Source organism: Enterovibrio baiacu (assembly GCF_004120195.1).
In the GTDB taxonomy this organism is placed as follows: domain Bacteria; phylum Pseudomonadota; class Gammaproteobacteria; order Enterobacterales; family Vibrionaceae; genus Enterovibrio; species Enterovibrio baiacui.
Genome location: NZ_SCHN01000011.1, coordinates 46,987 through 59,087 on the forward strand (window position 1 = coordinate 46,987; position 12,101 = coordinate 59,087).

10 protein-coding genes are annotated in these 12,101 nt (G+C 47.2%); 4 read left to right on the forward strand and 6 right to left on the reverse strand.

Annotation, left to right across the window (positions count from 1 at the left end; translation table 11 throughout):
• Positions 1–80: 80 nt before the first annotated feature.
• Positions 81–2,726 carry a calcium-binding protein gene (locus EQP46_RS12730; protein WP_129494024.1) on the forward strand — a complete coding sequence of 882 codons (2,646 nt, stop codon included), beginning with the start codon at positions 81–83 and terminating at the stop codon, positions 2,724–2,726.
• A gap of 57 nt (positions 2,727–2,783) precedes the next feature.
• Here the strand turns inward: EQP46_RS12730 and EQP46_RS12735 are convergent, their stop codons facing one another.
• Entirely contained in the window at positions 2,784–3,365 is a 582-nt protein-coding gene (locus EQP46_RS12735) for a GNAT family N-acetyltransferase (RefSeq protein ID WP_129494025.1), read from the reverse strand.
• Positions 3,366–3,473: 108 nt separating this feature from the next.
• Positions 3,474–4,649 carry a phytanoyl-CoA dioxygenase family protein gene (locus EQP46_RS12740; protein ID WP_129494026.1) on the reverse strand — a complete coding sequence of 392 codons (1,176 nt, stop codon included), beginning with the start codon at positions 4,647–4,649 and terminating at the stop codon, positions 3,474–3,476.
• A gap of 340 nt (positions 4,650–4,989) precedes the next feature.
• On the opposite strand from EQP46_RS12740, the gene iolB reads away from it, so the two are divergent.
• From iolB to EQP46_RS12755, 3 genes are all read left to right on the forward strand, one after another.
• Positions 4,990–5,820, forward strand: coding sequence for a 5-deoxy-glucuronate isomerase (gene iolB / locus EQP46_RS12745; protein ID WP_129494027.1), 831 nt, complete (start codon positions 4,990–4,992; stop codon positions 5,818–5,820).
• Between the two features lie 73 nt (positions 5,821–5,893).
• Positions 5,894–6,883 carry an inositol 2-dehydrogenase gene (gene iolG / locus EQP46_RS12750; RefSeq protein ID WP_129494028.1) on the forward strand — a complete coding sequence of 330 codons (990 nt, stop codon included), beginning with the start codon at positions 5,894–5,896 and terminating at the stop codon, positions 6,881–6,883.
• A 173-nt stretch (positions 6,884–7,056) separates the two neighbouring features.
• A complete protein-coding gene (locus tag EQP46_RS12755) occupies positions 7,057–7,623 on the forward strand; it encodes a DNA-3-methyladenine glycosylase I (protein ID WP_129494029.1) in 567 nt (188 codons plus the stop codon).
• A gap of 51 nt (positions 7,624–7,674) precedes the next feature.
• On the opposite strand, the gene EQP46_RS12760 is transcribed toward EQP46_RS12755, so the two are convergent.
• The 4 genes from EQP46_RS12760 to EQP46_RS12775 all read right to left on the reverse strand — a co-directional run bounded on the left by EQP46_RS12760 (position 7,675) and on the right by EQP46_RS12775 (position 11,602).
• A complete protein-coding gene (locus tag EQP46_RS12760) occupies positions 7,675–8,586 on the reverse strand; it encodes a DMT family transporter (RefSeq protein ID WP_192545506.1) in 912 nt (303 codons plus the stop codon).
• Positions 8,587–8,946: 360 nt separating this feature from the next.
• A complete protein-coding gene (locus EQP46_RS12765) occupies positions 8,947–9,888 on the reverse strand; it encodes a patatin-like phospholipase family protein (protein WP_129494031.1) in 942 nt (313 codons plus the stop codon).
• Positions 9,889–10,040: 152 nt separating this feature from the next.
• A complete protein-coding gene (locus EQP46_RS12770) occupies positions 10,041–10,742 on the reverse strand; it encodes a class I SAM-dependent methyltransferase (RefSeq protein WP_192545507.1) in 702 nt (233 codons plus the stop codon).
• Positions 10,743–10,948: 206 nt separating this feature from the next.
• Complete coding sequence (locus EQP46_RS12775) at positions 10,949–11,602, reverse strand: heme-binding beta-barrel domain-containing protein (protein ID WP_129494032.1); 654 nt, start codon at positions 11,600–11,602, stop codon at positions 10,949–10,951.
• Between the last annotated feature and the right edge of the window lie 499 nt (positions 11,603–12,101).

The following is a 12,101-nucleotide window of genomic DNA, read 5'->3' on the forward strand; positions in this document are numbered from 1 at the left end:
TTGTAAGCAGGGCTGTTTATTGAAGATGTATGACTGTCATTCGTTGGCGCACATAAGACAGACAAGTGAGGGCAAAGGAAATGGCAGATATTAACGGTACGTCAAACGCAGATACTTTGTACGGTGACATCGGTAACGGTGATGACTCTAAAAAGACTGGCGCAATGTTCGTGATGGGCGCTGACTTCACCATGGACAGCGGCAACTTCCATACTTGGTCGTTTCCACCTAAATTGAACTTCACGGGCTCAACGACTGATGTCACTTTTAACGATGACGATGGCCAGCTAAATGGCGATGATCGTTGCAATGAGCGCTCTGATGACAAATCACAAACCGTTGATATCGGTGGCCAAGAATATTCTGCAAACGTGGATTTCAGCCTCAAATACTGCGACAGCGATGGCAACATCTACACGTTCGCGATTGTTGATATCGATGCAGACGGCAACGGTCACCACTACTGTAATGTCGGCGAGAACGGCAAGATCCTAATCCAAATTGATGGCCCAGAGATCACAGGTGACACAGACCTTTCTTTGGTTCCAAACTCTTACCAAAATGTTAGCAGCCTTAACTATGCAGATATCACTGAGCCTCAGACAGTGGATCCAGCAGACCTGAATGACACCATTGTTGGTGGTGATGGCGACGACACTATCTTTGGCCTGAAAGGTCAAGATCATATCTCCGGTGAGAACGGCAATGACAAATTGTACGGCGGTGATGGTGATGACATCATTTACGGCAACACGGCCACGCCTAATTTTAGCGAAGACCCAAGCGTCACTGTCTTCCAGATGGGTGCAGATTTTGATATGCCGGCTGGTGGTAATTTCCACACTTGGTCTTTCCCGAAAGATCTGTCATTTGATGGTGGTTCAACAGACGTTACATTCCAAGACGACGATGGCGTTTTGAATGGTGATAACTACTGCAACGAGTACTCTGACGATAAATCACAGACCGTGACTATTGACGGTAACACGTACCCAGTGAACTTGGATTACACCCTTAAGTACTGCGATTCTGATGGCAACGTTTATACCTTTGCCATTCTAGACGTTGATTTGGATGGCAACGGCCACCATTACAACAACTTGAATGAAAACGGCAACCTGTTGCTTCAACTCGACGGCCCAGAAATCACTGACGCTACCGATTTGTCACTTGTTCCTCATTCATACAAAAACATCAATGAATTGGATTACGATGATGTTGCTAACGCGACAACACAAAAATCTAACGACAATGATTACATTGATGGCGGTGCAGGTAATGACACCATTTACGGTCAATGGGGCGACGATGAGATTTACGGTGGCGAAGGCAACGACACCATTTACGGTGGACAAGAAGCAACCGAAACCATTGAAACCGACCCGACCGCAAGCGTGTTCATCATGGGTGATGATTTCGAAATGCCATCGGGCGGTAACTTCCACACGTGGTCTTTCCCTCAGAAACTTGCGTTTGATGGCGGTACGTCTGAAGTTACCTTCCAAGACGACGATGGCGTTCTGAACGGTGATAACTACTGTAACGAATACTCTGATGATAAGTCGCAGTCTGTCACCATTGATGGAAACACGTACGCGGTTAACTTGGATTACACACTCAAGTACTGCGATGCAGCCGGCAACGTTTATAAGTTCGCGATTATCGATGTGGATTTGGACGGTAACCGCCATCACTACCACAACCTTGGTGAGAACGGCAAAATCCTTCTACAAATCGAAGGCCCAGAAATCACTGCCGCGACAGACTTAACGCTGGTCCCTCATTCTTATGAGAACCTTCGTGACCTTGATTACTCTGAGTTTGCAGAAACCACAAAAGAAGTATTTGTCAGCGACAATGACACCATCAGCGGTGGTGAAGGCGACGATTACATCCACGGTGGTGACGGCGATGACCTGATCAACGGTGACGAAGGTGATGACAACCTGATTGGCGGTCAAGGCAACGACACTATCTACGGTGGTGCGGGCGATGACGTGATCAACGGCAGCCAAGGTGATGACATCCTTTACGGTGGCGACGGTGATGACAAACTGTTCGGTGCGAGCGGTGATGATTCACTGTACGGCGGCGCAGGTAACGACGTTCTTCAAGCGGGCTTTGAAGATGACATCATCATGGACGGTGGTGAAGACCAAGACATCTACATTGGTAGTGAAGGTAATGACACCATGATCTTCGACCAAAATGACTTCAATGATGCAGCGTTTTTGAAAGCGAACAAAACGATTTATGTTGGCGACCGTGGTTTTGACAAAATTTTGGTCGATGGCGACGCGAACATCGATTTCTCTGGAAAATCATACGGTGTAAATGGTGGTCCTAAGCCGATAGCTCAAGTGGAGGCAGTTGTTGCGACTGGTGATGGAGATCAAACAGTCACAGTCAATGCATTCGCGATTGATGCGCAGTCTGATAACTTCCAAACCACGACAAATGTCGATCCAGGTAACTGGGATGGTTTTGTGGCTTATTTGGGTGAGGGTGATGACACGTTTAACCTTGAAGCTTTCAATTGGGATTACGAAGCTGATGCTGCACCTTCAGCAGAGCTTTCAGCAGAACAGATTGCCTTTATGGGATTGACGGATTCTCAAGTGAGTGAGTTGGATGCGTATGTGTTCACACTGGGCTCAAAATCCATCACTATCTGGACAGATGCGGAAACTGTCTTGCAAGACGGTGAAGACATATTCAGCATGTAATTGCTTCCAGCAACAATGAAAAAACCCGCATTTTGCGGGTTTTTTTATGGCTATCGCTTAGCGTGAAAGCGCGTTGTATTGTGCTTTGGTGATGCCATAGTGCAGGCGATCATCAAAGCCTGATTGCGTTTTGTAGTACGCAGTTTGACAGCCTTCTTCAACCAAGCCGACTTTAACGAGCGTTTTATAAGAACCTTCGTTTGAGCGATAACAATCTGCGGCCACTTTGTGTGCACCAAACACATCAAAGGCAATAGACAGAAGGAACGTGCTACCGCGACTTGCAAGGCCTTTACCCCACGCGTGTTGAGCAAACTGGTAGCCCAGTTCATAGTTCCCCGACAAAAACATCACCGCATGCAGACCCACCATGCCCATGAAACGACCTTCGTGGTCGCGAATGATGGCCGTTGGGCTTTCTGGCCATTCACCATGGCCAATCGCTTCCGCTGTGCCTTCAATGATAGGACCAAAATAATCACGGTAAACGTCTTCTGGCGCGGGCGCAAAGTAGAGGTATTCCGTGACCTTTGGGTCGCCCAGCATCTCGATAATATCGTTAAGGTCGTTTCGCTGGATGAGCGCAATGGTGTAGCCATCCATCAAAGGGATGGCTTGGCCGCGCTTAAATGTATTCATGTTCGACACGTTGTTCGTCTTCTATGGTGGAAATTCGCGCACAGACTACGCCGAATTTTCCACCACACAAGTGTTTTTCAGCGATGGGTGAGGAATGCGTGTTTGTCGTTACGCGCCTTGTTTGGACTGCAGTTCACTTAACGCCTCTTGATAGGCCTTGTGTGACCATTGGTTGTTCAAGGCGCGGAGTAATAGCGATTCCATCGACTCTGGCGCTAAACCACCAATCGGTGGATCCGTGTCGAGGTTCGTCGGGAAAGAATAGCCGTCGGTCGCTGCTGTAATGATTGCGACTTTTTCTGCATCGCTGAAGCTATTGTTCTCCCATGCTTGGCGAAGGTAAGGATAGATGACCTGACTGATGTCAGCGAGATCGACGGTTTCCATGGGTTTGGCAAACGTCGAAGAAACTTGCAATAAGTTCGCCGAACGGTGGAAATCTTGCGTTTTATTTGCGCCTGCAGCATGGAAAAGTGCAGGGTTAAAAAAGACCGCGTCACCTTTTTCTAGAGGCACTTGAACGCAGTGTTGCTCAAAATAGGCCTTAAATGCGTCATCGTGATAAGCGACATATCCGAGGGGATAGTGTTGCGAAAAGGGAAGCAACTTGGTTGGGCCACTCTCAATGGGCATGTCTGTGTGTGCGACAGCGCCTTGTAGCGTCAACATGGATGACATCTGCTGAATGTGAAGAGGGTAACGCACGGTTTCGTCTGGCTGTTGAAAGCCTAAGTGGTAGTCGCGATGGGAAACCTGTGCTTCACCGCCGGGTCTCACAATGTTCACTTGCGCAGTGACTTGATAATGTGGGCCTAACCAAGCTTCAGAGACGAGGCTTAATAGCGGGTTTTTGTAGTATTCAACGAAGTTTGATGGCGCTGCAATGGCGCTTTTCTGGAACACATTCCAAATCCTACCGTTGGCTTGCGGGCCCGTTTTTCCGAAGTGGTCGCCAGCACCATACCCTTTCTCTGATTCTAAAATCTCCTCAAAGACCTGACTCATTTCGTCAATCACTTGTGTGTCCTGAAAAAAGCGTTTTACGGCGAAAACGCCGGGGCCATCACGCAATGCGGACGCCATTTCATTTTGAAAGTCACGATACTTTTCAGGGTGTTGACGGATGACTTCTCCATCATAGATAACGACATTTTTAATGATGGAGCTTGCTAGCGGATACTGATCAGCATGGACAACCTGGTGACAGAGAACATGAAAGTCATCGAGTCGAACGTCTGATGACGCAAAGAACGAGGGTAGAACAACGTTTTTGGTTTGATTCATGATGCCTTTCTCCTTTGGCGTCTCTCTTTAAACTCACCTGTCTTATGGATTACTGGCTTTACTGTTTTGTGGTCATCCTAACGTGTCCGATAGCTTCAACTGGTGCGAAAGTGCGAGTGATAGCCATCCAGTTACACAATGAGTCTATTTCAAAATTGATTCAAAATGAAATAAAAATTTCATTTTGTTGATGTTTGAAAAAAATGTTCTATTATTTCTAGCGGGCAAATTGAAAATGTTTTCAATTTGCCCGCTAGACCCGATTCAAGAAACAAACCATGGACAGGTTTAGCGTCTTGAAACGAGTAACGAATCAATCAAACACCAGCAAGGAGGACGTGTGCCTGATCTTCTCTCTAAAAAGCGTGAGTTAACCTCTTCTGGGCGTTATCAGCACATCACCCCTGAATCTGCGGGTTGGAAATATGTCGGCTTTGAAGCGTATTCCTTATCCGAAGGAGACACGCATACTTTCGATGCAGGGGCGGATATTGAATTGTGCTTGGTGATAGTGGCGGGGAAAGCGGAAGCGGTCTTAGCGGGAGCCTCCCTGGGCGTGATTGGTGAGCGTCTTAACCCGTTTGAACGCACAAAGCCCTATTCTCTGTATGTCACAGCGGGTGACACGGCAACAATCACTGCGGTAACCGCGTTGGAGCTGGCGGTATGCTCTGCGCCGGGCAAAGGAACATACCCATCACGCCTCATTGGGCCTGATGATGTGGGCGCGGAAGCGCGTGGTCATGGAAATAATCAGCGATACGTGCACAACATCTTGCCAGACGACAAAGATGCAGACAGCTTGCTGGTGGTTGAAGTGTATACCGATGAAGGGTGCACCAGTTCCTACCCCAGCCACAAGCATGATCGCGATGCGCCACCCGAAGAAACACAGTTGGAAGAAACCTATTATCACAGGTTAAACCCGTCTCAAGGTTTTTGTATTCAAAGGGTTTATACCGATGATGGTGATCTTGATGAGTGTATGGCTGCGTATGATAAAGACGTGGTCATGGTGCCCAAAGGCTACCATCCCGTCGCCACGATGGCCGGTTACGACAGTTACTACCTCAATGTCATGGCTGGGCCTGTTCGCAAATGGTTATTCACGTGGGAAGAAGACCACGCATGGATAAATTCCCCTGTCTATGAAGAAAAGCATTCACGTTAGGTGTTTGGCGTTTCCCTAAAACGACATTACATACACCCAACATTATAAAAATTGAAAAGCAAAAGGAGTTGCCATGTTTAATATCGCGTTGTTTGGATGTGGGCGGATAGGAAAGGTGCATGCGGTGAATATCGCTGCTAACCCTCAAACCCAAATCCGTGCGGTGATCGACCCTTATCAAGAAGGAGCGATGCAACTTGCGGCGCAGTATGGTGCGGATGTTATGACAGTGGATGAAGCCATGTCTGATCCTGATATCCATGCGGTTTGTATTTGCTCAGCGACAGACACACACGCTGACCTAATCGAATTAGCGGCGAAAGCGGGAAAAGCCATTTTCTGCGAAAAGCCGATAGATTTGAGTCTAGCCCGTGTAAGAACCTGTTTAGAGGTCGTTGAGGCCAGTGGCGTACCTTTCTTGGTGGGTTTTAACCGCCGCTATGATCCGCAATTTCGTACGCTGAAAGATTTATTTGAAAGTGGCGCGATTGGTAAAGCCGAAACATTAGTGATTACGTCACGCGATCCGTCGCCACCGCCCGTAGATTACGTCAAAGTGTCTGGCGGCATTTTCCGTGATATGTCGGTGCATGACCTCGACATGGCGCGTTTTATTATGGGAGAAGACCCTGTATCCGTCTCAGCCCATGGTTCATGTTTAGTCGACCCTGAGATTGGAGAAGCGGGAGACATCGACAGTGCTGTGATCGTGTTGCATTTCCCCTCTGGTGCGATGGCAAACATCATCAACAGTCGCCGCTCTGGCTACGGCTATGATCAACGCATAGAACTGCATGGCAGCAAAGGCATGCTCAAAGCCGGTAACGTGCGTGAGCATTTGGTCGAGCATTGGGGGGAAGAAGATTGCAGCAGTGCAAAACCTCAATACTTCTTCCTTGAGCGCTACGAGAAAGCCTACATCGCTGAGTGGCAGCATTTTGTTGATGTGTTGGAGGGCAAAGTCGAGCCTCAATGCTCTGGCTATGATGGCGAGCAGGCATTGGTGTTGGCGGAGGCGGCGCTTGAATCGCTGAATGCACAAACCACGGTAAAGCTCGGCTAAAGCAAACGGTTTAGTGGACAGTCAAGTGTCCTATCCCGAAACAGGCTATACCCATACTAAGAGGATGCATTTCTCATCATTGCATCCTCTTTTTCTATCTACGGTTTCTTATCTATGGTTATATATACAGTGTTTTTGGGCTGACATTATTCACTTTCTCAAGGAAAAAAACGATGGAACGTTGTAGCTGGGCAAATGTAAGCGAACTTGATCAGGTTTATCACGACACGGAATGGGGCGTGCCTGTTCATGATGATAGAGAATTGTTTGAGATGCTGATTTTAGAAGGCGCGCAAGCGGGCTTGAGCTGGACGACCATTTTGAAAAAGCGCGAAGGATACAGAGAAGCCTTCGATCATTTTGACATTGAAACCGTTGCCGCTTACGACGAAGAAAAAATAGCGGAATTGCTGGCGAATCCCGGCATTGTGCGAAATAAGCTCAAGGTGAATGGCACAGTGACGAACGCCAAGTTGGTGCTGGAGATTCAAAAAGAATTTGGCAGCTTCGATGCGTATGTTTGGTCGTTTGTGGGTGGAAAGCCCATCATCAATCATTGGGAGAGCATGTCGGATGTGCCAGCGACCACTGCAGAATCTGATGCAATGAGCAAAGCGATGAAAAAGCGTGGCTTTAAGTTTGTCGGCAGCACGATTTGTTACGCGTACATGCAGGCAACAGGCATGGTGAATGACCACATGACATCCTGTTTTCGCTACGGCGTCGACGTCGGAAAATAACGTCGCCTAGAGGGAAATAGAGAAAGCGGGAATGTTCCCGCTTTTCTTGTTTTATGCCTTCTTGTTAATTCTTACTACCGCATAAACAACCAACAACATGCCCAAGCCATGCCAGATCGTGAATGCTTCATCAAGCAGGGTGATGGCAAAAAGGGCGGTGATGGCAGGGCCTACATTGCTTGTTAAGCTCAGTACAGACGGTGTTAATCGCGCCATGGCTGCTGCGACAAAATATGACGGTAGTACGGTGCAGAAAAAGCCCAGTGCGACACCTAGAAAAATCAATTCATCAGACATGTTGCTGAACTGCGTACCTTGCCACTGCTGTTGAATCATGATGACAACGCCCGCGCTGCCCATACCAATACTGGTAAAAAGCTGTGGCCCGATCTTGCTGATCACTGTCTTACTCAGTACCAAGTACGTTGCGAATAACAAAGCTGCTCCCACGGCCAGAGCGCTTCCTAGCCACACCTGTGAACCAAACGAACTAAAGTCATGCAAGACGATCATGGCCACGCCAGCATAGCCTAAGCCAATGGACACAAAGGTGCCTTTGCGCGGTGGTTCTTTCAGAAATATCCAACTGATGATCACCACAAAAGAAGGAAAGAGAAACAGCAACAGGCGTTCAAGTTGTGCAGAAATAAACTCAAGCGCCGTGATGTTCAGCAAAGAGGCAAAGTAATAGCCAAGGATGCCGACGAGCACAGCTTGCCCACCAAACTTTCGCACTTTGTCGCGTTCTTCTGGGAGGCGACATAGCCAGATAAGTATCGCGACATAGAGTGGGAGAGAAGAGACGGCACGAAGGCTCATGATGTCGGTTACATCGCCACCTGCTGCATAAGCAAGTTTGATCAGAACAGGTTTTAGGGAAAAAAGCACGGTGCCGATCAACGCAAAGATAATGCCTTGGCGATAATCGGAATTGGGCTGTTCGGCGGCGGATGTATTATTCATGTTGTCACGTCCTTGCTTGTCGTTGGGAAAGAAAACAAGGCTGTGAGAAATGGTATCCGGCTGCATTACTCACAGCCGGAAAAGAGTAAAGCTACCGACTGTTGGGCATAAGGAGGAGAAGCCAGAGTGATAGCGATGAAGTAAACATAAATACTCTTTTCTGTTTGGTGGTTTTTAAACTAACTCCCCTGAAACTAAAGCATCTTTTACATTGGTGCAACCTTTAACTCAAACAGCGTTTCATTGGGTGGTGTTAGTGCCGCTACCCGTTGAGGTGCGTTAAGTCAATGGCCTGTCGGTCGAGTGTACGATGAGCATCCCTCTGAACTTCTAAGGCGTAACACGCGATTGGTTCGTGTTTTACAACGACGCGCGTAAACGATCGCTGTTGCTCGTTGGCTTGATAGCCCTCATTTTCGAGGGTGCCGTGGTTGCTAATGCAAAAGCGATGTGCGGCGTATTGTTGGCGCTACCTTGCTTTGCAATATGACGTCTTCCTGCCTTTTTTCCCATTTCATAGCCGACATCGAGCTTCGATTTTTTCATGGTGAAGCGACCAATCGAAAAGTTTTTAGGTGGCGCGATAACACGGACCTTACAATCGGCGGGTGGGTTTTTAATGAAGCTGAGTGATTGATTGTAGCGTTCAGCACGTTGGCGCATGGCGTCCGCGATGTTCGGGTACTTTTTCAGAAGGTGATCCATCAACCCAGGCATTTTCATTGGCGACATGGTGAAATCAGCAGGGTGAGATAAAACAACCGTAATATCACGTGCACCGCGGCGATACGCTTCCGCGACAGGAATGGAATCGGCTACGCCACCATCGGTGTAACAACCACCAGAGAAACAAGGCGTCTGACGATACGCAATGGGCAGCGCAGATGTGGCTTCGATAACATCGGTGATGTTATCTTCGTTAATCCAGTAGTAATCCGCTAATCCCGTGTCGACATTGGTGACAGTCGCGAGCAGTGGAATGGCGTTAAAAAAGGTTTTTCGATCAAGCGGGAAGCGCGAGTGAGATTCATCCCACAGCCATTGCACATCGATCAGATTGCCACCGCGTAAAAAGCGCGTTGGATTGAAAAAGCGTGAGTCAGTGGCAAGCTCAGTAATGACGTGATAACTGCGCTTTTGTTGCCCTGCCAGATAGCCTAACAAGTTCGATGCGCCCGCAGACACACCAACGGCAAAATCAAAAGGCGCGAAGTCGTTATCTAAAAACGCATCTAAAACACCGCTGGCAAAGATGCCACGCATTGCTCCGCCTTCAACCACTAATGCTCGTTGACCTGCCATTGTAATATCCTCCTTTCCACCAATAAGCACAGGATACGTGTGCCTCAGTGTGAAGAGAAATCGCTCTTCGCTATCACTCTGATAGTTTTTACTTATCAGTGGTCAGAGGAGTGATTGTTACATGGTGGGCGCGTTGTCGCTTTTTGTTTAAATTAACGTTTTAAGCATTTCACAAAAATGAAAGGAGGCTGTCTCCGCATAGAATGGTAAGTGTCTGGTGACAGTGCTTTGATTTTTTCACTGACGATGCCCTCAGAAACCTGCGAGATCAGCAGTCCACTCTGTGTAGCAGCCCCTAATAGTTCTGTGAGTGAACGACGGAAGAAGTGAACTTCAACGGGTTCGCCAACGGTGTTCCACAAATCAATAACCGGCTCTCGTTTGAAGTAATCACCGCTGGTGGAATAATCAAAATCAGCAAACGGGTGATGGGTGGAGAACACCATGTACCCACCAGATTTTAGTACGCGATGCGCATCTTTAAAGAGCAAGGTTAGATCTTCAATGTAATGCAGCATAAGTGGGCAAATGATGACATCTTTGCTGTCTGAAGCTTCGTGAGGTAGTCCTTGAGAAGCGTCTTGCGCATAGGCAGTGACGCCACCTGAAAACTTGCGTGAGACAATATCAATCATCGCCTGTGAGGCATCAATACAGGTCACCGCTGCGGCGTCTGACGCCAAAAGAAACTGCGCGTAAACGCCCGACCCACAACCTACATCCAATACGCTTTTACCTGCGAGGTCGTCGAGCATTGCTTGTAGGTTTGGACGTTCGAAATGTGCATTGTAGAGGTTATCTTGAACGGCAAGATCATATTGCTCTGCATGTGTTGAATACATCTTTGATTTCATCTTGTTATCTCTCAATCCACACGGCCATAGCGTGAATTCAAAAGGGGGACTGGCTTATATTTTGCCAGCTATGCGTGGACAAGGCATACGTGTTTTTTGCGTGGAATGTGGCGCGCTGAGTTCGGAAAAGGTGGGGTAAAAGTGAGGGCGGTGTATTCGGGTCATTCATGAGGAAAACCCTCCACAAAATGTGGAGGGTGAACGGCTTATTGTGCTTGGCGAACCAGTGTATCGCTATCAGTGTGCGAAAACGGTTTCCCATAGATGTCCAACTTCACCGTCTCGGTATAGGTGAGTTTGTTGCCATCGATTTTGATGTTCATGGTGAAATCTTTGGTTGATGCTTTTTCAGACATGAAGTTTGATTGGGCGATGCCTTCACCAGAGGCAACCAAGGTCATATCATTTCCTGCTTTGCCTTCTGCAACGACACAGGTGCCGCGCGGTACGCAGAATGAGTTATACACGGTCTGATTTTTGTGGTCATAAATCAGATAACCACGTTGATCATGAAATTTGGTGTCATCTACTTTCCTGAACACTTCTTGCTTGTAGTAAATGGCGGCGAGATATTGCTCGCTGGCATTGGTTGCATCAGCGGCCACTTCAAACGTCATCACTTCATAGAGTGGTGTTGCTGCTGGCGCACCTTCACCTTGTGCCGTATTGGCTTGTGCAGGCGACACATCAACACCACCCGGTTTGTCGCTTTTCCATGTCCCTACAAGTTGTGCAAGAGGGCCAAAGTTGATGCCATTGATGATGCCTTCGTTTTTGGCGGTGTCATTCTCAGCAAGCGCAGTCAGAGTTGTGCTCATCGCAATGGAAAACACTGTCGCTTGTAAGATTTTATTGCTCATTATGTACTTCCTCTGTTTTAAATTTTTTATTGGCATAGCTACTCACTATTTTTTTAGAAGCATTAAGCCAAGACGTCGCGCTATTCCTAGCACCACAAATGCTATTGAAATGAAGTCAAAGAAAGTAGTCATTGTGAAGTGAAAACAGTGGGATTATTTGGGCTGCTACATCTTGAGAGAAATGATAATAGTTACTGAAAGTTAGAGGAGAAAATCATGAGTGAGAATATACATTTGTGTTCGGAAATTTTGAGAGAAGCTATCCAGAAATACAGTGTTCTATTAATAATCTGCATCCAAAAGCTACCTAAGCATCAATGTTCATAATCTAAATGTTATTACATGAAAACGCATTTTCAACACCATACAACGAATTAACAATATTTGAGAATGGCGACTTTGAATAATGGGGAGATGCATCCACTCTTTTTGTCTTAACATCAAAAGTCTATAAAACTAGTCATTTATTATTGTTGTTATCACAATAATTAGACATTGT

Coding starts and splice junctions, on each gene's coding strand:
- EQP46_RS12765 (WP_129494031.1), bottom strand. CDS start 9,888: ATGGCAGGTCAACGAGCATTAGTGGTTGAAGGCGGAGCAATGCGTGGC.
- EQP46_RS12770 (WP_192545507.1), bottom strand. CDS start 10,742: ATGAAATCAAAGATGTATTCAACACATGCAGAGCAATATGATCTTGCC.
- EQP46_RS12740 (WP_129494026.1), bottom strand. CDS start 4,649: ATGAATCAAACCAAAAACGTTGTTCTACCCTCGTTCTTTGCGTCATCA.
- EQP46_RS12775 (WP_129494032.1), bottom strand. CDS start 11,602: ATGAGCAATAAAATCTTACAAGCGACAGTGTTTTCCATTGCGATGAGC.
- EQP46_RS12755 (WP_129494029.1), top strand. CDS start 7,057: ATGGAACGTTGTAGCTGGGCAAATGTAAGCGAACTTGATCAGGTTTAT.
- EQP46_RS12735 (WP_129494025.1), bottom strand. CDS start 3,365: ATGAATACATTTAAGCGCGGCCAAGCCATCCCTTTGATGGATGGCTAC.
- EQP46_RS12730 (WP_129494024.1), top strand. CDS start 81: ATGGCAGATATTAACGGTACGTCAAACGCAGATACTTTGTACGGTGAC.
- EQP46_RS12760 (WP_192545506.1), bottom strand. CDS start 8,586: ATGAATAATACATCCGCCGCCGAACAGCCCAATTCCGATTATCGCCAA.
- iolG (WP_129494028.1), top strand. CDS start 5,894: ATGTTTAATATCGCGTTGTTTGGATGTGGGCGGATAGGAAAGGTGCAT.